Raw genomic sequence first — 21,007 nt, 5'->3', positions numbered from 1 at the left:
CAGCAGTGGCGTCGTATCCCTATCGATGATCAGGGACGACAATTTATCGTAAAGGGGATTTAATAGTGAATAAGTCACAACTGATCGACCAAATTGCTGCGGGAGCAGATATTTCTAAGGCTGCAGCGGGCCGTTCGTTAGATGCAATCATTGAAGCTGTAACTGAAGCGCTGAAGAGCGGAGATCAGGTTGCTTTAGTTGGTTTTGGTTCATTTGTTGTTCGTGAGCGCGCTGCGCGTACTGGCCGCAACCCACAAACTGGCAAAGAAATTAAAATCGCAGCAGCGAAAGTTCCTGCATTCCGTGCTGGTAAAGCACTGAAAGACGCAGTTAACTAAGTTCTTTGTCGGTTATTGTTTTATTGCGCTTATTATTTTTAGCGCTAAAGCATTACCTAATCGCAATGAACTGATAGAATATAAGCGTATCTTTAAGATGCGCTTTTTTTATGCCTTTTTTAAGGTGATCATAAACCCATAACCATTACCTGTGCTAAGCAACATGCTGCACTGGTAGAAATGCAAACCTGTCGGCGTTTAGCCGCTATTACAAGGTTTCATGGTTTAGCCTATTACAGCGGAGTGTTATCACCCTATGATGGACAATCTACGTGCGGCCGCCAATCACGTCGTACTTAAAGTTATCTTGGCCATGATTATCGTATCGTTTGTTTTGACCGGCGTTAGCGGCTACCTCAGTGGTGGTTCTCAACAGTATGCCGCCGAAGTCAACGGACAAGAAATCGGCCGTGCGAATTTTGAACAGGCTTTAGCCGGTGAACGTAGTCGTTTACAACAACAGCTAGGCGATCAATTCTCCCAATTAGCCTCGAATGAAGGCTATATGAAGCAAATGCGTCAGCAAGTATTGAATCGAATGATCAATGACGTTTTGCTTGACCAATATGCAGCAAAAATTGGTTTGGCTATCGGCGACGATCAGGTGCGATTGGCTATTCAGTCATCTCCTGAATTTCAGACCAACGGTAAGTTTGATAACGATAAATATTTGAAGTTGCTTAACCAGTTCCAGTATCAGCCTCCACAGTATGCTGAACTGATGCGTAAACAGCTTCTGACTCAGCAACTGCTTGAAGGCTATTCCGGTACTAACTTTGCGTTACCGTCTGAAGCCCAATCGATTATTGCTCTGATTGACCAAAAGCGCGATATACGTACCGCTAACATCGATATGGCTGCATTGGCCGCTCAGAAAACGGCAGAGCCTTCTGAACAGGCAGTTAAAGACTTCTATGAGCAGAACAAGAACCGCTTCACTGCGCCTGAAAGCGTCAGAGTGAACTATATTGAGGTTGATGCGGCATCGCTGACGGACGGTCTCACCGTTACCGCTCAGGAAATTGCTGATTTCTACGCAAAAAACAAACCGATGTATATGCAAAAGCCGCGTTTTAACTACAGTATTATTGTGCTGGAGAAAGAGAGTGACGCGAAGTCTGTTCTGGAGCAATTAAAGACCGGTGCAAACTTTGCTGACGTAGCTAAAGCAAAATCGATAGACAAAGACTCCGCGGCTAAAGGCGGTGAGCTCGGATGGCTAGAAGCCAGCGCAGTCACTGATGATATCGCCAAAGCGAAACTAACGGAGAAAGGCCAAATTTCTGACCTTATCCATTCTGATTTAGGCTATTTAGTTGTGCGCCTGAATGATACTCAGCCGGAGCAACAAAAGCCGCTTGATGACGTGAAGAAGGAAATCACTCAGAATCTGCTTCAGGAGAAGTCATATAACAAATATGAAGACTTGCAGGCTAAGCTGATTGACGGTGCCGGAAGTAATAATTTGTCTCTGGCCGATGCAGAGAAGGCGTCCGGTCTTAAAGCGGTTGAAAGCGACTGGTTTACTCGTGACAATATTCCAAAAGCGCTCTCATACCCTGAAATCGCTCAGGAAATCTTTGGCGGTTCCCTGTTTGGTACTAACGGCGCTCCGGGCCGGAACTCTGATGTGATTACCGTTGAAGGCGACCGCGCCTTTGTACTGCGTATTGCTGAACATCGCCCGGAAGCGATTAAACCATTTGAGCAAGTTTCTGCTGATATTACGGCGTTATTAAAGCGTCAGAACGTGATGAAAATGGCGCGCGAGCAGGCTGATAAGCTGCTGGTGGCGTTAAGCTCCGATAAAGGCAATGAAGCCCTTAGCGCAGCTAACGTTAAGTTTGGCGACAAGCAGGTTATCACCCGTCGCTCAGACGACGCCCAACTGGCTGAAAGCACGTTTGCTCTGGCTCTGCCTAAAGATAATAAACCGACTTATGGCGTCTCAACCAATAAAGATGACGAAGTTGTGTTAGTTGCTCTCGATGCAGTTCATAGCGGGACGTTAACCGGTGAAGAGGCGAAAGCCTTTAGCGATGAGCTTGTGAAGCAAACTAGCGGAGTTATTCTAGATTCACTAGTCAGTAATCTTCGTCAGCAGGCGAAAATTAAGATGGGTGACATCGGTGAAGCACAGTAAAATGTGCAATAAGCTTCGCAAATTTTTGTAATAGCTTGCTTCTATTCAAAGGCCACTTCGGTGGCCTTTTGCATATCTGAAATCTCTCGATTGTTGGTTGTTCTCAATATTGGCAATGTACGGGTTCTGTGACCAACTGGCACAGTTAACTTTGATATTAAGGATTTCCGTATGAAAAGATTGTCTTCAATTTTCATTAATGTGTTACTGACAGGCACTTTATTGATTCCGGCTATCGGCAACGCCGCACCGGCAAAAACCACCGTGAAAGAGCCAACTCCGGCAACCAGCGTAACGGTGGCGGAGCCGAAAGAGTCTCAGGTCAGCTTAAATCAGGCAACGGCAGAACAGCTGGCAGACGTAATGGATGGTATAGGCTTGAAGAAAGCGCAAAATATTATCAGCTACCGGGAGAAACACGGCCCGTTTGCCACCATCGACCAGCTTAAAGAGGTTCCCGGTATCGGGGCCGCAACGGTGGAACGCAACTTATCTCGACTGAAGCTTTAATTTTCTACTAAGCGGGCCGCATATTTCACCGGCTGGTGTGATATGCGGCATATCGATATGAAACAGTATGGAGAAAACCAATGTGCTCGTTATTCTAGCGCCAGCTTAGCTTTGAGCTGGCTAACGATGTTCGGCTTGTTGGCTAAATAATGAGTAAGCCCGTTGGCTCTCAAATGGCAGGAAGGGCATTCGCCGCAGCCGTCACCTTGAATGCCGTTATAGCACGTTAGGGTTTGCTGGCGAACTAGGTCCAGTTGACCGTAATAATCGGCTAAAGCCCAAGTCTCGGCTTTATCCAGCCACATTAGCGGAGTTTCAAACCGAACGTTGTAGGCCATTCCTAATGAAACGGCATGGTTGAGCGCTTTAACAAATTCATCACGGCAGTCCGGATAACCAGAGAAGTCAGTTTCACAAACGCCGGTGATCACCGCTTCAGATTTTATCTGATAGGCATAAATAGCGGCCAGCGTCAGAAACAGGATATTTCTGCCGGGCACAAAGGTATTGGGGATCCCATCGTCGGCGGCTTTGGGGACTGGAATGTTGTCTCTGGTCAGGCTACTGATAGCCAGTTCATTCAGGAGCCGTACGTCCATCACTTTATGCGCGGTAACGCCAAGCTTTGTTGCCAGTTCCCGGGCGATATCAATCTCAGCCTGATGGCGTTGACCATAGTCAAAAGTGACGCAGTGCACTTCATCATATTGCTTGAGCGCTTGAATAAGGCAGGTTGTTGAATCTTGTCCGCCGCTGAAAACTACCACTGCACGCTTCATGTAAGCTCCATAAATTTAACGCGATGCTGACTTTTGTTTTTATTGGTAGGGCATGTGCCTCATACCTGATTACTGAATATTTACGCCCAATAAATGGGCTAAGGGGGGTTATACCCCTAATAGTTCAAGCTGCAGGTGCGTTGGCTACGTAGGTATACCCGAATCACTTACTCCAGTATGCTCATCGGGCTCTATTCACTTGCCGCCTTCCTGCAACTCGGACTATTTTGGGTATATAATAGCTCGGTATTACCGAAACGGCCCGTACGCCTAACTTGGTTATATTGTTCGCTAGGGCTGATAACGCGGCTATGATGCCATGTTTTGCGATGGGTCGTCTCAACAATATGAACCCTCTGGCGCTTAGCCGGAATGCATAAGAGAAAAATAACGTGAAAATTGTGGCTGATGAAAATATGCCCTACGCCCAAACGCTATTCGGGCAGTTGGGGGATGTGCGTTTAGTTGCCGGTCGACAGCTAAATAGCTCCGTGCTGGCCGATGCCGATGCTTTAATGGTACGTTCAGTTACCAAAGTGAATCAGGCATTGCTGGCGGGTTCTAAGGTTAGCTTTGTTGGTACCGCAACGGCAGGAACGGATCACGTAGATGATAAATGGCTCACGCAGCAAGGGATCGGTTTTTCCGGTGCGCCCGGCTGTAATGCGATTGCTGTGGTTGAATATGTGTTTTCAGCGCTACTGATGCTAGCCGAGCGGGATAGATTTTCGTTAAAAGATAAAACGGTGGGGATTATCGGCGTCGGCAACGTGGGTTCCCGTTTAAACGCTCGTTTAAACGCGTTGGGGGTTAATACGCTACTGTGCGATCCGCCAAGGGCGCGTGTCGACAGTAGTGAAACCTTTTGGCCACTGGATAAACTGGTTAAAGAGGCCGATATTTTAACCTTCCACACTCCGCTTTATCGTGAAGGGCAAGATAAAACCTATCATATGGTAGATGCTGATTTACTGTCAGCATTGCCGGAAGGGCGTATATTGATCAATGCCTCACGCGGGGCAGTCGTTGATAATCAAGCGTTGCTCAATGCGCTGGAGCAGGGCAAAAATCTCAGTACGATTCTGGACGTGTGGGAACAGGAGCCTGAGCTACTGCTGCCGCTGTTAGCACTGGTTGATGTTGGCACACCGCATATTGCCGGTTACTCCCTTGAGGGTAAAGCGCGCGGTACTACTCAAATTTATCAAGCGTTCAGCCAGCATATCGGGCAGCCAAAAAGTATTGAATTATCCTCTCTGCTGCCTGAAGCCGAGTTCAACCGGATTACATTAAATGGTGAATTGGACGAGAGCAGGCTCAAACGATTGATTCATCTGGTGTATGATGTCCGCCGTGATGATGCTCCGCTGAGAGCGGTTGCCGGTCAGCCCGGCGAGTTTGACCGCTTACGCAAAGAGTATATCGAACGTCGGGAATGGTCTTCGCTGACCGTTGAGTGCGATAATGCAAACAGTCAGGCATTACTGCAACAGCTAGGGTTCAGCACCAAACTGATTTAATTCCATCGGACATAGTTCATGTAGTTCAGCGTTATATTACGGCGTTTTTTCCGCGGCTAAAGCTGCGGACAATCTCGCCTCGGATCGACTTATGGTTATTTTTCGGAGAATTCAGCATGACTGATGGTTGGCAAATTGCCGTACTTGGTGCCACCGGAGCAGTGGGAGAAGCGTTAATTGAGTTATTGGAAGAGCGTAATTTCCCGGTCGGAGAGCTCTACCTTTTAGCCAGTGAGCGTACCGCTGGTGAAACTATTCGCTATAACGGTAAAAGTATTATTGTTCAGAATGCCGCCCAATTTGACTGGTCACAGGCCCAACTAGCATTTTTCGTTGCCGGTCCTCAGGCTGCGAATCTGTACGCCGAAGAAGCCGCTAATAATGGCTGTCTGGTCATTGATAATAGCGGGCTGTTTTCTCTGGAACCCGATGTGCCTTTAGTCGTACCGGATGTGAATCCTCAGGCGCTTGCTGAGTATCGTAACCGTAATATCGTTGCCGTTGCTGACAGCTTAACCAGCCAGCTTTTAACCGCCATTAAGCCGTTGTCCGATCTTGCCGATCTGGCTCGCCTGCAGGTGACGGTGATGCTCGCAGCATCTGCTCATGGCAAGGCTGCCGTTGACGATTTGGCCGGGCAAAGTGCGCGCTTACTGAACGGGTTACCGGTAGAAGAGGGTTTCTTTCCCAAACAGCTAGCGTTCAATTTATTACCGTTACTGCCTGACTCCGAAGGTAGCGTAAAAGAAGAGCGCCGTTTAGTGAATGAAGTGCGTAAAGTATTACAAGACAGTGGGCTTCCTATTTCGGTGTCGTGCATTCAGTCATCGGTATTTTATGGCAATGCTCAAATAGTTCATCTGGAAGGCCTGCGCCCGCTGTCGGCTCAGGAAGCGGCCGATGCGCTGGATAACGCCGATGACATTCAGATTAGTGAGAGTGATGATTATCCTACTCAGGTTGGCGATGCGACGGGAAATCCACACTTAAGCGTTGGCTGTTTAAGAAATGATTATGGTATTCCTGAGCTTATTCAGTTCTGGTCGGTGGCTGATAATGTCCGCTTTGGCGGGGCGTTAATGGTGGTTAAAACGGCCGAGCTGATGGTTCAGGAGTATATGTACTAATGTCCGCCGAAGGCAAAATCAAGATTGCGCTCGGTATAGAGTATGACGGCAGCCGTTACTATGGCTGGCAGCGCCAGCAAGACGTTGCCAGCGTTCAGGGGCATTTGGAGCAAGCGCTGACTCAGGTAGCGAATGAACCAATCGGCGTTTTTTGTGCCGGCAGAACCGACGCTGGCGTTCATGCTACCGGCCAGGTTGTACACTTTGAGACTCATGCTGTTCGTAAAGAGGTTGCCTGGACAATGGGGGTAAATGCTAACTTACCTTCAGATATCGCCGTGCGCTGGGTTAAAGAGGTTGATAGTGAATTTCATGCCCGATTTAGTGCAACGGCCCGCCGATACCGCTATATTATTTATAACCACCGCTTTCGTCCTGCCATATTGAGCCATGGGGTTACGCACTTTCATCTGCAGCTTGATGAGCAGCGTATGCACCGGGCAGGGCAGTGTTTACTGGGTGAAAATGACTTTACTTCTTTTCGTGCGGTTCAGTGCCAATCGCGTACGCCTTGGCGAAATGTGAAACATTTAAAGGTGACGCGGCAGGGTAACTATGTGGTGGTAGATATAAAAGCCAATGCTTTTGTACACCATATGGTAAGAAATATAGTAGGTAGCCTGTTAGAGATTGGCTGTGGTAATCAACATGAAAGCTGGATGGCTGAGCTGCTAGCCGCAAAGGATCGTAAGCTGGCTGCCGCCACTGGCAAAGCTGAAGGTCTATACTTAGTTTCAGTCGATTACCCGGACCAATTTAATCTACCTGCAGTTTCTTTTGGCCCGCTATTTTTAGATAACAACCTTTGTGGATGATTGATAACCTTCTATGGAATACATCACTTTTCTAATTGACTTTATTCTGCATATTGACGTGCATTTGGCTCAGATTTTTGCCGACTACGGTATTTGGGTCTACGGTATTTTATTTCTGATTTTATTCTGTGAAACTGGGCTAGTCGTGACGCCATTTTTACCGGGAGACTCATTATTGTTCGTTGCTGGTGCGCTATCGGCGCTACCGACCAACGATATTAATGTGCATGCCATGGTTGTTCTCATGATCGCCGCCGCCATCTTGGGGGATGCGGTTAACTATACCATTGGCCGGATTTTTGGTGAAAAACTGTTCAGAAATCCGAACTCTAAAATATTTCGCAAAAGTTACCTCGATAAAACCCATGCGTTTTATGAAAAACACGGCGGCAAAACGGTTATTCTGGCCCGCTTTGTTCCGATTGTTCGCACTTTTGCTCCCTTTGTCGCCGGAATGGGGCATATGAGCTATCGCCATTTTGCTGCCTATAATGTGATCGGCGCGGTGGTGTGGGTTGTGCTATTCACATACGCAGGATATATTTTTGGCGACTTGAAGATCGTACAAGAAAATTTAAAGTTATTGATAGTAGCGATTATTATTATCTCAATACTGCCGGGAGTAATTGAAGTTTTACGCCACAGGCGCACGGCTGGAAAAAACAATAATTCATAATAATTCAATGTATTATTTTACGGCTATGAGAGAATGAACGGCTCCGATAAGTTTTTAGTCCACTCTATCGGGCCAATATGGTTTAATGGGCGGCTTATCCGTGTCAGACACTGATTGTCGCAACGGATAGATATCCGTTTGAATAACAGACCAGCATTATGCTAGGTTCAAACAGAAAGGTCATCAATGAGCTGGATTGAACGAATTTTAAGTAAAAGTAGCGCGCCAACGCGTAAGGCCACGATTCCTGAGGGAGTATGGACTAAGTGCGACAGCTGTGGGCAGGTGCTTTACCGCGCCGAATTAGATCGTAATTTAGACGTTTGTCCTAAGTGCGATCACCACATGCGAATGACCGCCCGCGTGCGTTTACACAGCTTCCTTGATAAAGGAAGCGACACCGAGCTGGGTAGCGAGCTTGAGCCGAAAGATCTGCTTAAGTTTAAAGACTCTAAAAAATATAAAGACCGTCTGTCTGCTGCACAGAAAGAAACGGATGAAAAAGATGCGCTGGTTGTAATGAAAGGCACACTTTACGGAATGCCTGTCGTTGTTGCGGCGTTTGAGTTTTCATTTATGGGCGGTTCGATGGCGTCGGTTGTCGGTGCCCGTTTTGTTCGCGGCGTTGAGCAAGCGCTGAAAGACAATTGTCCTCTGGTCTGTTTTTCTGCCAGCGGCGGTGCCCGTATGCAAGAAGCGCTGTTTTCACTGATGCAAATGGCCAAAACCAGTGCGGCATTAGCGAAAATGCAAGAGCAGGGTTTGCCTTATATTTCGGTGTTAACTGACCCGACCATGGGCGGAGTATCTGCTAGTTTAGCGATGTTGGGCGACATTAACGTTGCTGAACCAAAAGCGCTGATCGGCTTTGCTGGTCCTCGGGTTATTGAACAAACGGTGCGTGAGAAGTTACCGCCGGGCTTCCAGCGTAGTGAATTCCTGATTGAAAAGGGTGCGATTGATATGATTGTACGCCGTCCGGAAATGCGCCCGCGCTTAGCCAGCATTTTAGCCAAATTGACTAATCAGCCGCAGCCGTTTGAAGGAGCGCAGATTCAATCTGATGCCTCTTCAAATGATGCAAAACATGCCTGATTAGTTAGCCGCTAATGATAAACGCACAGCCCGGTTGCTTTTTTGCTACCGGGTTGAAAAAAATGAAACCGTAGCTAAGTGAACGGGAATCATGAAAGATCTGGATATACCTCAAGCCACGTCGCCTCTTGCTTCGTGGCTTTACTATCTTGAGCATCTACACGCTAAAGCGATTGAATTAGGGTTAGATCGCGTTCGTACTGTGGCCGATAATCTCGGGTTGTTCAGGCCCGCCCCTTATATTTTTACCGTTGCCGGTACTAACGGTAAAGGCACCACCTGCCGGGCGCTGGAAACTATTCTGATGGCTCAAGGCTATCGGGTCGGCGTTTATAGTTCCCCTCATCTGATTCGCTATAGTGAAAGAGTTAGAATTCAGGGGCAGGAACTGGCAGAGCATGAACATACTCAGGCTTTTGCTTTAATTGAAAAGGGACGAGGAGATATCTCCTTAACCTATTTTGAATACGGCACGCTGTCGGCGCTCCAGCTGTTCAAACAGTCCGGGCTGGACGTTGTTATTTTAGAGGTCGGGTTAGGCGGGCGTCTGGATGCGACAAATATTGTCGATGCTGATGTGGCCGTGGTGACCAGCATTGCGCTGGATCATACCGACTGGCTGGGTTGCGATCGTGAAAGTATCGGCCGGGAGAAGGCGGGTATTTTTCGAGCAGGCAAACCTGCCGTTGTCGGTGAGCCGGATATGCCCGTTACCATTTGTGACGTTGCCGTTGGGCTTAACGCACCGCTTTACCGGCGTGGCTATGAGTGGTCATTTGAGCTAAATTCCCTATCGGGTGAGTGGTGCTGGCAGTCGGGTAACCGCAGGCTTGAACGTTTGCCGCTACCGAATGTGCCGGTAGCGAACGCGGCGACGGCGCTGGCGGCGTTGCATTATTCATCTCTGAAGATCAGCGACAGTGCCATTATTCAAGGGCTTAATCAGGCCTCTTTGCCGGGGCGTTTCCAAACGGTAGGCGAATCGCCCCTCAGAATATTAGACGTTGCTCATAACCCTCATGCTGCTGGCTATTTGGCCGAGCGCCTTGCTGCATTGCCGGATCGTGGGGGAAAAATATATGCTGTCGTTGGTATGCTTTCCGATAAAGATATCGAAGGCACGCTGGCGTTGCTTAAACCGTTAGTGGACGTTTGGTACTGTGCGTCGCTTGACGGGCCGCGCGGTGCGAAGGCCGAACGGTTGGCACAATATTTACCCGGATCGAGCAGCTTTGCTGACGTTATTCATGCCTGGCAGCAGGCCTTGAAGGACGCCAAGCCTCAGGATGTCATTATCGTTTGCGGCTCATTCCATACTGTAGCGCACGTTATGGAAGCGCTGGAGTTAGAGAAAGGAGAACAGTGTGGCTAGTCAATTTCAGAACAGGCTGATTGGTGCCGTGGTGATTGTTGCCGTCGGCGTAATTATCCTTCCCAGCCTGTTTGATGGTAAGAAAAAGCATTATGAAGACGAGTTCGCCTCTATTCCCATAGTGCCTAAAGAAGGAGACGATCAAAATGCCGAGATTTTACCAACGGTAAATCACTCGTTGCCGCCGGAAAACGGCGCTACGCAAACGGCAGGGAATGGGCAACCGGATGCGAGTAGGGTTGAATCACCACCGTTAGCGTCAACCACGGCGGGTAATAATTCGGCTCCGGCTAATCCTGACGTCGTTCCTCCAGCCCCAACGGAGCAGACCAAACCGGCGGAATCTAGGCGCGTAGAGCCTAAGCCTGTGGAATCTAAGCCGGCTGAAGCTAAGCCAAAACCTGCTGAGACTAAACCTGTTCAGACTAAGCCAGTTGAAGCTAAGCCCGTTCAGACCAAACCGGTTGAAACTAAGCCTGCTGAGGCTAAACCAGCTGAAACTAAACCAGCTGAAGCTGAAAAGCCGAAAGAGAAGCCTCCGGTTGGTCAGGCGTTTATCGTTCAGCTTGGCGCATTGAAAAATGCCGATAAAGTGAATGAAATTGTCGCCACGCTTAAGCTATCAGGCTATCGGGTTTATACCGTTCCGACAGTGCCCGTTCAGGGAAAAGTGACTCGGGTAGTGGTTGGCCCGGATCCGTCAAGGCAAAAGCTAGAAGCGGCACTTCCTGAGCTAAATAGGCTCAGTGGATTAAATGGTGAAGTTAAAGCATTTAGTACCGTACGATAACGTTTGCTTAAGGCGTAATTACACTACGCAAACGTTTTCTTTTTCTGATAGAATGCGCTGCAAATCAGACAGCGCAATATTTATAGGCTGATTTTATGAAGTGTCGTGATACGAATACATGGATGTACATATGTTGATTTGGGTTGATTATGTGATTATCGGCGTGATTGCGTTCTCTTCGCTGGTGAGCCTGATTCGTGGATTTGTCCGAGAAGCTCTGTCATTGATTACCTGGATCGCTGCGTTTTTTGTTGCCAGTCAGTTTTACCCCTATCTGACCGTCTACTTTACGCAGTTTGAAGATCAGCTGGTTCGTAATGGAATTGCGATTGCGGCGCTATTTATTGCTACGTTAATTGTGGGTGCGATTGTTAACTATGTGATTGGCTCTTTGGTTAAACACACCGGACTTTCCGGTACCGATCGCGTGTTGGGTGTTTGCTTTGGCGCATTACGCGGCGTATTGGTTGTTGCGGCTCTGCTGTTTTTCCTCGATTCATTTACATCATTCTCACACACTGCTGACTGGACTCAGTCTCAGTTGATCCCGCAATTTAGTCACATCATCAAGTGGTTTTTTGACTACTTGCAAAGCACGTCGAGTTTCTTGCCTCACCCTACGCAATAGACACAATCGTCAGGTGGGAGTGCGGTGATACTGATGAGGAAAAGACAGCATGTGTGGTATTGTCGGTATTGTTGGTTTTACACCTGTTAACCAATCCATTTATGATGCGCTCACGGTGCTCCAGCACCGTGGGCAAGATGCCGCAGGCATTGTCACTATTGATGAGAATAACTGCTTTCGCCTCAGAAAAGCCAACGGGTTGGTCAAAGATGTGTTTGAAATGCGGCACATGCAGCGGCTACAGGGCAATATGGGGATTGGCCACGTGCGCTATCCTACCGCTGGTGGTTCTACCGCCTCTGAGGCCCAACCGTTCTACGTTAACTCCCCCTACGGCATTACTCTGGCCCATAACGGTAACCTGACTAACGCCCACGAGCTGAAAAAGAAGATTTTTGAAGTCGCCCGTCGGCATATTAATACCACTTCCGATTCTGAAGTTTTGCTGAATATTTTGGCCAGTGAGCTCGACAATTTCCGTCACTATCCGCTAAAACCCGAAGACGTTTTCACGTCAGTGCGCAATACGCATAAGTTAATTCGCGGAGCTTATGCTTGCGTAGCGATGATTATCGGCCACGGTATGCTGGCGTTTCGAGATCCTAACGGCATTCGGCCCTTAGTGATTGGTAAGCGAACTCTCGACGATGGCCGTATCGAGCATATGGTCGCGTCTGAGAGCGTGGCGCTGGACACGTTAGGCTTTGACTTTATGCGTGACGTTGAGCCGGGTGAAGCTATCTACGTGACGGAACAGGGCCAGATGTTTACCCAGCAGTGTGCGGACAACCCCCAAAATCATCCTTGCCTGTTCGAGTATGTCTATTTTGCCCGGCCAGATTCGTTTATGGATAAGATCTCGGTTTATAGCGCTCGGGTTCGTATGGGAACCACGCTGGGTGAAAAAATTGCCCGTGAGTGGGAAGATTTGGAGATTGACGTCGTTATTCCTATTCCTGAAACCTCTTGCGATATTGCGCTGGAAATAGCCCGGATTCTGGATAAGCCGTATCGTCAGGGTTTTGTGAAAAACCGCTACGTTGGCCGGACCTTTATTATGCCGGGGCAGCAGGCCCGCCGTCAGTCGGTGCGCCGTAAACTCAATGCTAACCGGGCCGAGTTCCGAGGTAAGTGCGTTCTGCTGGTGGATGATTCTATTGTGCGCGGTACCACCTCTGAGCAGATTGTTGAAATGGCCCGTGATGCCGGAGCGACGAAGGTGTATCTGGCGTCGGCTGCCCCAGAGGTTCGCTTTCCAAACGTTTACGGTATCGATATGCCAAGCGCCAACGAGCTGATTGCTCACGGGCGTGAGGTTGATGAAATTGCAAAAATCATCGGTGCTGATGGGCTAATATTTCAGGATCTGAGTGATTTAATCGAAGCCGTTCGCGATGATAATCACGATATTGAGCAATTTGAATGCTCGGTGTTTGACGGAATTTATGTTACTAAAGACATCGATCAAAACTACCTCGATTATCTGGATTCTTTACGCAACGACGATGTGAAGGCCAATATCGATCATCATAATGCAGAAAATCTGGAGCTGTATAACGAAGGGTAACTGAGCCGATATTGCTGAGGTTCAGCGCGGTTACCGTCAGATATCGATCTGTATATGAAGCGTATTGGCTTTGCTATTGATTAACGAGACTAATTGCGGCAAAGTCATCAACAAATTCAGAACGATAAGAGCTTGCTATCATGAAACGTTTAATTATCGGAATATCGGGAGCCAGCGGTGCTGCGTACGGCGTGCGGTTACTGCAGGTTCTGCAGCATTGTGATGAGGTCGAAACTCACCTTATTATCAGCAATGCTGCCCGTCAAACGTTAGCCTTAGAGACCGATTTCAGCCTGCGGGATGTGACCCAGCTGGCCTCGGTGGTTCATGATGTGCGGGATATCGCGGCTTCCGTTTCTTCCGGATCTTTTCGTTGCCACGGTATGGTGATTTTACCCTGTTCAATGAAAACGCTGTCCGGCGTGGTGAATAGCTATACTGACGATCTACTGACCAGAGCGGCGGATGTCACATTAAAAGAACGTAAACCATTAGTGCTGTGCGTGCGGGAAACTCCGCTGCATTTGGGGCATTTACGCTTAATGACTCGGGCCGCCGAACTGGGGGCGGTAATTATGCCGCCGGTACCGGCGTTTTATCACCGTCCTGAAAGCGTACAGGATATTATTGATCAAACGGTTAACCGGGTTCTGGATCAGTTTGATATTCAGTTGGAAAAAGATCTGTTTACCCGCTGGGAAGGTCAGTAATCACCACCGATTTTCATACTGTGACCGACGGCGAGCCCGTCGGTCAGCTAGTGGCTTAAGGCTTAGGAAATAAATTCTCCAGCGCTTTTTCCAGCATGGAAAATTTAAAGCGATAGCCAGCATCTTCCAGCCGCTTCGGTAGCGCATGCTGCCCACCCAAAACTAATACCGATGATTCTCCCATTAGTAATTTAATCACCCATGCTGGCGTACGGAAGAAGTGTGGTCGATCCAGCGTTGAAGCCAGCTGATCGGTAAATAGTTCATTGTGCACCGGATAAGGTGAGACCATATTAAACGGGCCGCTGAGGCCGGGAGTAGTCAGTAAAAACCGGATGCCGTCGACCATGTCCTGAATATGGATCCACGGCATATATTGCTGGCCAGATCCCAACGGGCCGCCGAGGCCTACCTTAAATATGGGTAACATTTTGGCTAAGGCTCCGCCCTGTGCCGCCAGCACTACGCCAGTGCGTAACAGGCAAACGCGGGTATGAGCGCTTTTGGCCTTTAGCGCCTCGTCTTCCCAGCGTTGACAGAGCGTATGGGTAAATTCAGGGTGGGGCATCTCTTCTTCGGTCACAATGCTTTGCCCCTGATCGCCATAGTAACCAACGGCTGAGCCGGAAATAAAAACCGCCGGAGGCTGTTTGCTTTGCTGAATCAGGTTACTGAGCTGAGCGGTAATTTCCCAGCGGCTGTTGCACAAGCGCTTCTTCTGCAGTGGCGTCCAGCGTTTATCGGCGATAGGTTCACCGGCCAGATTCACAACGGCGTCAAAGCCATCAAGCGATTTGAGATGATTTAACGAGTTGAGATATTCAACGCTATCGGCAAACAGCGTTTTTGCTCGTTCAGGATGACGGGTAAGGATAGTGACCCGGTGGAAATGAGATAACAAATCTCGGGTTAAGTGGCTACCAATTAGCCCCGTTGCGCCAGTAATAAGGATATGCATGGGTGAGCTCCTGAAGCAGTCGAGAGGGGTTAACCGTTGTGAATTTATTAATAATCATAGCGGATAGTGACGCTAAAATATTCTTGTTGCTCACAACTTTATTATTTTTTTGGTTTTGCATATCGTCATCCTCCTTGATTGGGCGACTAAAAACCCTTAGGCTTAACTAAGATTATTTTTGTCGGAATTATATATGTCCCATATTAGTAGCGGCGTTGAATACGCTTTACACTGTTTGCTGTATCTGACTAAGCCGTTGCCCGGCGTTGCAGAAGCTAACGTTCGCGATCTGGCTGAACTGCAGGGGGTTCCCGCTGAGTTTCTGGCTAAAGTGTTCACTAAACTGCATAAAGCTGGCCTTGTTGTGGCAACCGAAGGCGCGAAGGGCGGATTTATGTTAGCCAAGCCTGCCGGTGAAATTACGGTGAATGAGGTCGTGGTGGCGATAGATGGTCAGAAGGCCCTGTTTGAGTGTAAAGAGATCCGTGCCCGCTGCGCCGTATTTGAGGGGAATGCGCCAGAGTGGGCGACCAGCGGAGTGTGTTCTATACATGCAGTGATGCTCGATGCTCAAGAGCAGATGCAAAAAGCGCTGGCTAAATATACCTTAGCCGATATAGCTGCTGAGGTGGCGCCTAAGGTCAGAGATGACTATGCGGTTCAAATAGTTAAGTGGTTTGATGAAAGGCCATCTGCCCGGCGTTTATCTCCCGGCAGCGCTAAGGCTTAGCGTGCTTTTAATGGGATAAAGTCATTGATTAATCAACAACGCCCGACATCACGTTCGGGCGTTGTTGTTTTCACCATTAGCAAAACAGATCAAAAAGTTATTGCAGAGCTGAGGATATTTCTATACTTTAACTACGACAAAAATTATCGTAGTTAAAGTATAATGAATGAGCTAAACGATTTGGCCTCAGGAAATCTAATGAAACTGTTACACATTGATGCAAGTTCTAAATATCACAAATGGTCTAACTCCCGGGCATTAGGCCGCTATTTTGTTGAACAGCTGGCCAGCACGGCGTTGCGCTAGACATTGACTATCTGGACGTGACGGAAGACGTTCAGCCTCACGTATCCGCCGAATTTGCTCAGGCAACCTACACGCCGAAAGCGCAGCGTACTGAGGCGATGCATCGTGTATTAGCTTCGTCCGATGCGATGTGTGAGCGGGTACTTGCGGCCGATGCCTTAGTCTATGCAATGCCAATGTATAACTGGACCATTCCATCGACCTTTAAGACCTTTATCGATGCGATTACCCGCACCGGAGTGACTTACGATTTACTGGAAAACGGTACCACTGTAGGGCGAATGGTAGATAAAAAAGTTCTGTTCATCACGACTCGCGGTGCCGATCTGCGCGGTGAAAGTCCTTTTGCATGGATGGATGCCATGACGCCGGTACTGAAATCCTCTTTCGCCTTTATTGGTGTCGATGCGCCACAGTTTGTTGATGCACAGCCTTTGCAGTTTTCAGATGAGGCGTCACGCGAGGCGGCTTTGGTTCGGGCACACCACGATTTAGACGCCGTTGTCGCCCAGTGGGCAAAACTGTTTGCCAACGTTAAACAAACCGAAATGGCCTGATAAACAATCGCTAGGGAACATGAGAAGGAATTAAATATGAATTTGAATAAATTACTGTTATCTGCTGCGCTGATCGTCGCCAGTTTTGGCGCTGTGGCGCATGGAAACTCCGGCGGTCGTGAAACCATAAGCCCGGCATTTCAATATGCCATTCCTAACGTACCCGGCAAGACCATGACCGCGCTGATAGTAGATTACCCTTCGGGTGGGACTACGCCGGTTCATCGTCATGGCCAAGCTTTTGTCGTTGGCTATGTTCTGTCTGGTGCCATTCGTAGCCAGCTTGATGACGGCAAAGCTATGGTTTATAAAGCCGGTGATAGCTGGCAGGAAGCGCCGGGAGCGCACCATAAGATGAGTGATAATGCCAGTAAAACCGAACCTGCAAAGCTATTAGCCATTTTTGTTGCCGATGCTGATGAAAAAAAGCTGGTTGAACTGGATAAAAAATAGCGACTTCCCCGCATTAATGCCCGTCAGTTAAGCATTTTGACATCATATGGCTTTACCATGCCGCCATCCCGGCGAAAGCCGGGACCCCGGTTTTCACCGCGGTGACGAAGGGAAGCTGCCGATGATCATCAAGCTGATTACCATTTCAGGTATGTTGATTGCCCCGAGCTGTCCGGTATTACGACTTCCCCTTGATTAATATTTTTGCCACACCACCATTTTTATAAGATTTCCCGGCACTGTCCGGTTTTTTTCATTGTGTGATGAGCCTAAGGACAGTGACATATTTCGGTTTTATCGGCACATTTCGGCATTAAAAATGACGCTAATCAGGTACAATTCTCGGGTTTCAGGTTGACTGCGTTATGTTTATGACGCTCGCAATAGCCTGACGCGTTTTGTTTTATTTGAGCCTTGGCGGTAATATCTGATGAAGTCAGCCATGGCTCAAAAGTCTCAGAAGGATAGGCCAGTGAAATTGTTATTTGCCTCTGATTTGCACGGCTCTTTATCTGCAACTGAACAGGTTTTAAATCAATTTGAACGTACGGGCGCTGATTGGCTAATACTTTTAGGTGATTTGCTTTATCATGGTCCGCGCAATCCGTTACCGGATTGTTATAATCCGGCGGAAGTAGCGCTGCAACTTAACCGGTTTGCTGATAGAATTATTGCCGTTCGGGGCAATTGCGATAGCGAAGTTGACCAGATGTTATTAGACTTCCCGATTGACGCTTCTTGGCAACAGGTCTTGACGAATAACCGGCGGCTGTTTTTGACCCATGGGCATTTGTATAATCCGGAAAAGCGTCCTTCGCTTCGCGCCGGTGACGTATTGGTTTATGGTCATACGCATATCCCTAAGGCTGAAAAGCAGGGGAATATCTATTTATTTAATCCGGGATCTGCCAGTTTGCCTAAGGGCGGGTATCCAACAAGTTTCGGTATGCTGACTGATGGTGTGCTGCAAGTGCTTAGTTTGCAGCAGGCAGAATCCGTTGTTCAGACATCTTTATGAAAGGTTTTTATAGATGGTAGAACAAAGCCAGACAGAGTTCGTTGAGTGGGTAGACGTTGTTGATGAAGATAATAACGTTATGGCTCAGGTCACCCGTCAACAAATGCGACGGCAGAATTTGCGCCACCGGGCCACTTATATTGTGGTGCATAATGGCATGGGGCAAATTCTGGTTCAGCGGCGTACTGAAAGCAAAGATTTCTTCCCCGGATGGTTAGATGCAACGGCGGGCGGTGTGGTTCAGCAGGGGGAAGAGATGCTGGCTTCAGCCCGTCGGGAAGCAGAAGAAGAGCTGGGTATTGCCGACGTGCCTTTAGCCGATCACGGCATGTTCTACTATGAGTCTGACGACTGTATGGTTTGGGCCGCGCTGTTTAGCTGCGTATCCCACGGGCCGTTCGCGCTACAGGAACAAGAGATAGATAGCGTTTACTGGCTGACGGTTGATGAAATTAATGCCCGTGCCGCTGAGTTTACGCCAGACACTCTTAAAGCGCTGGAGCTGTGGCTGACGCGCAATCCTGAAGAGGCCGTAGGCAACATGGCTTAAATAAAGCGTAAAAGAAAGAGCCGGTATCTGTTAAAGATACCGGCTCTTTTTATTGCGTGCGGTATTGATTTTGTTAAAGGCTAAGCCGAAGTTTCGTTTAGCCTTTAAGTCAATCAGCCATTAAGCTTCGTTTTGAGCCGCCTGAATAGCCGTTAACGCAACGGTATAAACAATATCATCTACTAATGCACCGCGAGACAGGTCATTAACCGGTTTGCGCATGCCCTGTAGCATCGGACCGATAGAAACCAGATCGGCTGAACGCTGAACGGCTTTATAGGTGGTATTACCGGTATTCAGGTCAGGGAAAATAAACACCGTGGCTTTACCTGCAACCGGCGAGTTCGGTGCTTTAGATTTGGCAACGTCTTCCATGATGGCGGCATCGTACTGTAACGGGCCATCAATAATCAGATCCGGGCGTTTTTCCTGAGCAATTCGGGTTGCTTCGCGTACTTTATCTACGTCGCTACCGGTACCAGAGGTTCCCGTAGAGTAAGAGATCATCGCAACGCGAGGCTCAACGCCAAAGGCTGCTGCAGAGTCAGCAGACTGAATAGCAATCTCAGCCAGTTGCTCGGCGGTCGGATCCGGGTTAATCGCACAGTCACCGTAAACCAGCACTTGCTCTGGTAACAGCATAAAGAAGATCGACGAAACCAAAGAGCTTCCCGGCGCAGTTTTGATTAACTGTAACGGTGGGCGGATGGTGTTTGCCGTGGTGTGGATTGCGCCTGATACCAAACCATCAACTTCGCTCTGTTCTAGCATTAGCGTACCCAGCACGACGTTGTCCTGTAATTGTTCACGGGCAACCACTTCGGTCATACCTTTGCTTTTACGCAGTTCAACTAAGCGCGGAACGTACTGTTCGCGAACCCGATCCGGATCGATAATCTCAATGCCTTTACCCAGTTCAACGCCCTGAGCTTCCGCAACGCGTTTAATTTCTTCCGGGTTACCCAGCAGAATACATCGGGCAATACCACGGGCAGCACAAATGGTGGCTGCTTTAATGGTACGCGGTTCTTCACCTTCAGGCAGAACCACACTCTTGGCGGCCTTACGGGCCAGTTCAGTCAGCTGATAACGGAATGCCGGTGGAGACATGCGGCGTGAACCTTCAGAGTTCGCCGTCAGGGTGTCGATCCACTCGCTGTTAATGTGGCTGGCAATATAGTCTTGTGCCGATTCAATACGCTCGTGATCGTCCGCAGGGGCTTCAAGACGGAAGCTTTGCAGCGAAAGCGAGGTTTGCCACGTGTTGGTTTCAACCATAAATACCGGCAGGCCGGTTTGGAAGGCTTTCTCACACAGCTTATGAATGCGCTCGTCCATTTCATAGCCACCGGTAAGTAATACCGCACCAATCTCAACGCCGTTCATGGCTGCCAGACAGGCTGATACTAATACGTCAGGGCGGTCGGCTGAGGTGACTAACAGTGAACCCGGGCGGAAATGCGCCAACATGTTCGGCACGCTGCGGGAACAGAATGTGATCGCTTTAATCCGACGGGTACGGATTTGACCCTCATTAAGGATTTTGGCTTTCAGGTGATGGGCCATATCGATAGCGCGGGTTGCAATCAGGTCTAAGTTCCACGGAATGCAGCCTAAGATTGGCAGGGTGGAATTAGTAAATAATTGAGCGGTATCAACCACGCTAATTGCTGGCTTGGCTGCATCATCGAACATCTCGGATAGGTCAGGGCGAGTGCGGCCTTGCTCATCAACCGGGGCATTTAACTTATTAATAATAACGCCGGTGATATGCTCATTTTTGACGCCGCCAAAGTTAGAACGCGCTAATTCAATACGCTCTTTTAACTGGGCCGGAGAGTCAGTACCTAACGCCATAACGAAAACAATTTCAGCGCCAAGGGTTTTGGCAATTTCATAGTTAAGCGCATTAGCAAACTGGTGATTATGAGTAGGGACTAAGCCTTCGATCAAAATAACTTCGGAATTCTTTGCACATTCCTGATAACGCTCAACGATGGTTTCCATTAAGACGTCTTGCTGATTGCTGCTCAGCAGGCTTTCTACATAACTCATGCTCAGCGGTTCAGCGGTGAAAACCGTTGAGTTAGCACGAATGATGGTGGTTGTCTGGTCAGGCACATCGCCGCCGGTACGTGATTGTGCAACGGGTTTAAATACGCCTAAACGAACGCCTTTGCGCTCCATAGCGCGAACAACACCCAGGCTGACGCTTGTCAGACCAACACTGGTGCCGGTAGGGATTAACATAATTGTACGAGACACGACTAAACCTCTTCTGGGTTATGGCCCTTGATACTTGACGCTGTAGCGGCGTTGCTCACCGAAATCACTTACTTGAGTAAGCTCATCGGATTTTGCTCTC

23 protein-coding genes are annotated in these 21,007 nt (G+C 48.6%); 20 read left to right on the top strand and 3 right to left on the bottom strand.

The window, feature by feature from the left end; genetic code table 11:
- The first annotated feature begins 65 nt into the window (after window positions 1–65).
- The 3 genes from hupB to GVI43_RS02035 all read left to right on the top strand — a co-directional run bounded on the left by hupB (window position 66) and on the right by GVI43_RS02035 (window position 2,991).
- Complete coding sequence (hupB, locus tag GVI43_RS02045) at window positions 66–338, top strand: nucleoid-associated protein HU-beta (protein ID WP_029094964.1); 273 nt, start codon at window positions 66–68, stop codon at window positions 336–338.
- 256 nt (window positions 339–594) lie between these two features.
- On the top strand, window positions 595–2,481 hold the full coding sequence (gene ppiD / locus GVI43_RS02040; RefSeq protein ID WP_159564882.1) for a peptidylprolyl isomerase: 1,887 nt from the start codon (window positions 595–597) through the stop codon (window positions 2,479–2,481).
- A 171-nt stretch (window positions 2,482–2,652) separates the two neighbouring features.
- The gene (locus tag GVI43_RS02035) at window positions 2,653–2,991 is read left to right on the top strand and encodes a ComEA family DNA-binding protein (RefSeq protein WP_159564880.1); all 339 of its coding nucleotides are present in this window, start codon (window positions 2,653–2,655) and stop codon (window positions 2,989–2,991) included.
- Between the two features lie 89 nt (window positions 2,992–3,080).
- On the opposite strand, the gene queC is transcribed toward GVI43_RS02035, so the two are convergent.
- Window positions 3,081–3,770, bottom strand: a complete 690-nt coding sequence (gene queC / locus GVI43_RS02030; protein ID WP_159564878.1) for a 7-cyano-7-deazaguanine synthase QueC — start codon at window positions 3,768–3,770, stop codon at window positions 3,081–3,083.
- Window positions 3,771–4,162: 392 nt separating this feature from the next.
- On the opposite strand from queC, the gene pdxB reads away from it, so the two are divergent.
- The 10 genes from pdxB (at window position 4,163) to GVI43_RS01980 (ending at window position 14,070) form a co-directional block, all read left to right on the top strand.
- Complete coding sequence (pdxB, locus tag GVI43_RS02025) at window positions 4,163–5,290, top strand: 4-phosphoerythronate dehydrogenase PdxB (protein WP_159564876.1); 1,128 nt, start codon at window positions 4,163–4,165, stop codon at window positions 5,288–5,290.
- Between the two features lie 116 nt (window positions 5,291–5,406).
- Entirely contained in the window at window positions 5,407–6,417 is a 1,011-nt protein-coding gene (locus GVI43_RS02020) for an aspartate-semialdehyde dehydrogenase (protein WP_159564874.1), read from the top strand.
- Window positions 6,417–7,232 (top strand): tRNA pseudouridine(38-40) synthase TruA, encoded by an 816-nt coding sequence (gene truA, locus GVI43_RS02015; RefSeq protein WP_159564872.1) that lies wholly within the window; start codon window positions 6,417–6,419, stop codon window positions 7,230–7,232. Before GVI43_RS02020 ends, truA begins: the two co-directional genes overlap by 1 nt.
- 13 nt (window positions 7,233–7,245) lie before the next feature.
- Window positions 7,246–7,908, top strand: a complete 663-nt coding sequence (locus tag GVI43_RS02010) for a DedA family protein (protein ID WP_159564870.1) — start codon at window positions 7,246–7,248, stop codon at window positions 7,906–7,908.
- A gap of 186 nt (window positions 7,909–8,094) precedes the next feature.
- Window positions 8,095–9,003, top strand: coding sequence for an acetyl-CoA carboxylase, carboxyltransferase subunit beta (gene accD / locus GVI43_RS02005; protein WP_159564868.1), 909 nt, complete (start codon window positions 8,095–8,097; stop codon window positions 9,001–9,003).
- Between the two features lie 91 nt (window positions 9,004–9,094).
- Complete coding sequence (gene folC, locus GVI43_RS02000) at window positions 9,095–10,375, top strand: bifunctional tetrahydrofolate synthase/dihydrofolate synthase (RefSeq protein ID WP_159564866.1); 1,281 nt, start codon at window positions 9,095–9,097, stop codon at window positions 10,373–10,375.
- Window positions 10,368–11,165, top strand: coding sequence for a cell division protein DedD (gene dedD, locus GVI43_RS01995; protein ID WP_159564864.1), 798 nt, complete (start codon window positions 10,368–10,370; stop codon window positions 11,163–11,165). The genes folC and dedD overlap by 8 nt, the downstream gene beginning before the upstream one ends.
- Before the next feature lie 133 nt (window positions 11,166–11,298).
- Window positions 11,299–11,793: a colicin V production protein gene (gene cvpA, locus GVI43_RS01990; RefSeq protein WP_159565075.1), complete on the top strand. Its 495-nt coding sequence runs from the start codon at window positions 11,299–11,301 to the stop codon at window positions 11,791–11,793.
- A gap of 49 nt (window positions 11,794–11,842) precedes the next feature.
- Window positions 11,843–13,360, top strand: coding sequence for an amidophosphoribosyltransferase (gene purF, locus GVI43_RS01985; RefSeq protein ID WP_159564862.1), 1,518 nt, complete (start codon window positions 11,843–11,845; stop codon window positions 13,358–13,360).
- Between the two features lie 140 nt (window positions 13,361–13,500).
- Complete coding sequence (locus GVI43_RS01980) at window positions 13,501–14,070, top strand: UbiX family flavin prenyltransferase (protein ID WP_159564860.1); 570 nt, start codon at window positions 13,501–13,503, stop codon at window positions 14,068–14,070.
- A gap of 55 nt (window positions 14,071–14,125) precedes the next feature.
- Here GVI43_RS01980 and GVI43_RS01975 read toward each other — a convergent pair whose 3' ends face one another.
- Entirely contained in the window at window positions 14,126–15,028 is a 903-nt protein-coding gene (locus GVI43_RS01975) for a TIGR01777 family oxidoreductase (protein ID WP_159564858.1), read from the bottom strand.
- A gap of 193 nt (window positions 15,029–15,221) precedes the next feature.
- Between GVI43_RS01975 and GVI43_RS01970 the strand changes: the two genes are divergently transcribed.
- The 7 genes from GVI43_RS01970 to yfcD all read left to right on the top strand — a co-directional run bounded on the left by GVI43_RS01970 (window position 15,222) and on the right by yfcD (window position 18,642).
- Window positions 15,222–15,758: an RrF2 family transcriptional regulator gene (locus tag GVI43_RS01970; protein WP_159564856.1), complete on the top strand. Its 537-nt coding sequence runs from the start codon at window positions 15,222–15,224 to the stop codon at window positions 15,756–15,758.
- A 198-nt stretch (window positions 15,759–15,956) separates the two neighbouring features.
- Entirely contained in the window at window positions 15,957–16,064 is a 108-nt protein-coding gene (locus GVI43_RS15835; RefSeq protein WP_246201407.1) for an NAD(P)H-dependent oxidoreductase, read from the top strand.
- A gap of 17 nt (window positions 16,065–16,081) precedes the next feature.
- Window positions 16,082–16,621, top strand: a complete 540-nt coding sequence (locus GVI43_RS01965; protein WP_211959060.1) for an FMN-dependent NADH-azoreductase — start codon at window positions 16,082–16,084, stop codon at window positions 16,619–16,621.
- A gap of 36 nt (window positions 16,622–16,657) precedes the next feature.
- Window positions 16,658–17,074, top strand: coding sequence for a cupin domain-containing protein (locus GVI43_RS01960; protein ID WP_159564854.1), 417 nt, complete (start codon window positions 16,658–16,660; stop codon window positions 17,072–17,074).
- Between the two features lie 46 nt (window positions 17,075–17,120).
- On the top strand, window positions 17,121–17,273 hold the full coding sequence (locus tag GVI43_RS01955; RefSeq protein ID WP_159564852.1) for a hypothetical protein: 153 nt from the start codon (window positions 17,121–17,123) through the stop codon (window positions 17,271–17,273).
- A 273-nt stretch (window positions 17,274–17,546) separates the two neighbouring features.
- The gene (yfcE, locus tag GVI43_RS01950) at window positions 17,547–18,092 is read left to right on the top strand and encodes a phosphodiesterase (RefSeq protein ID WP_159565073.1); all 546 of its coding nucleotides are present in this window, start codon (window positions 17,547–17,549) and stop codon (window positions 18,090–18,092) included.
- A gap of 13 nt (window positions 18,093–18,105) precedes the next feature.
- Entirely contained in the window at window positions 18,106–18,642 is a 537-nt protein-coding gene (gene yfcD, locus GVI43_RS01945; protein WP_159564850.1) for an NUDIX hydrolase YfcD, read from the top strand.
- Window positions 18,643–18,762: 120 nt separating this feature from the next.
- Here yfcD and pta read toward each other — a convergent pair whose 3' ends face one another.
- A complete protein-coding gene (gene pta, locus GVI43_RS01940; protein WP_159564848.1) occupies window positions 18,763–20,907 on the bottom strand; it encodes a phosphate acetyltransferase in 2,145 nt (714 codons plus the stop codon).
- Between the last annotated feature and the right edge of the window lie 100 nt (window positions 20,908–21,007).

Source organism: Budvicia diplopodorum (assembly GCF_009800925.1).
Taxonomy (GTDB): Bacteria; Pseudomonadota; Gammaproteobacteria; order Enterobacterales; family Enterobacteriaceae; genus Budvicia; species Budvicia diplopodorum.
The sequence above is the reverse complement of the archived record's forward strand: the minus strand, read 5'-3'. Positions and strand labels throughout refer to the sequence as shown.

What these genes read in the sequence shown, in the direction of transcription:
- GVI43_RS02010 (WP_159564870.1), top strand. Translation starts at nt 7,246, where the DNA reads ATGGAATACATCACTTTTCTAATTGACTTTATTCTGCATATTGACGTG.
- GVI43_RS01975 (WP_159564858.1), bottom strand. Translation starts at nt 15,028, where the DNA reads ATGCATATCCTTATTACTGGCGCAACGGGGCTAATTGGTAGCCACTTA.
- GVI43_RS02020 (WP_159564874.1), top strand. Translation starts at nt 5,407, where the DNA reads ATGACTGATGGTTGGCAAATTGCCGTACTTGGTGCCACCGGAGCAGTG.
- ppiD (WP_159564882.1), top strand. Translation starts at nt 595, where the DNA reads ATGATGGACAATCTACGTGCGGCCGCCAATCACGTCGTACTTAAAGTT.
- purF (WP_159564862.1), top strand. Translation starts at nt 11,843, where the DNA reads ATGTGTGGTATTGTCGGTATTGTTGGTTTTACACCTGTTAACCAATCC.
- GVI43_RS01955 (WP_159564852.1), top strand. Translation starts at nt 17,121, where the DNA reads ATGGCTTTACCATGCCGCCATCCCGGCGAAAGCCGGGACCCCGGTTTT.
- GVI43_RS15835 (WP_246201407.1), top strand. Translation starts at nt 15,957, where the DNA reads ATGAAACTGTTACACATTGATGCAAGTTCTAAATATCACAAATGGTCT.
- GVI43_RS01960 (WP_159564854.1), top strand. Translation starts at nt 16,658, where the DNA reads ATGAATTTGAATAAATTACTGTTATCTGCTGCGCTGATCGTCGCCAGT.
- folC (WP_159564866.1), top strand. Translation starts at nt 9,095, where the DNA reads ATGAAAGATCTGGATATACCTCAAGCCACGTCGCCTCTTGCTTCGTGG.
- GVI43_RS02035 (WP_159564880.1), top strand. Translation starts at nt 2,653, where the DNA reads ATGAAAAGATTGTCTTCAATTTTCATTAATGTGTTACTGACAGGCACT.
- yfcD (WP_159564850.1), top strand. Translation starts at nt 18,106, where the DNA reads ATGGTAGAACAAAGCCAGACAGAGTTCGTTGAGTGGGTAGACGTTGTT.
- truA (WP_159564872.1), top strand. Translation starts at nt 6,417, where the DNA reads ATGTCCGCCGAAGGCAAAATCAAGATTGCGCTCGGTATAGAGTATGAC.
- GVI43_RS01980 (WP_159564860.1), top strand. Translation starts at nt 13,501, where the DNA reads ATGAAACGTTTAATTATCGGAATATCGGGAGCCAGCGGTGCTGCGTAC.
- queC (WP_159564878.1), bottom strand. Translation starts at nt 3,770, where the DNA reads ATGAAGCGTGCAGTGGTAGTTTTCAGCGGCGGACAAGATTCAACAACC.
- GVI43_RS01970 (WP_159564856.1), top strand. Translation starts at nt 15,222, where the DNA reads ATGTCCCATATTAGTAGCGGCGTTGAATACGCTTTACACTGTTTGCTG.
- accD (WP_159564868.1), top strand. Translation starts at nt 8,095, where the DNA reads ATGAGCTGGATTGAACGAATTTTAAGTAAAAGTAGCGCGCCAACGCGT.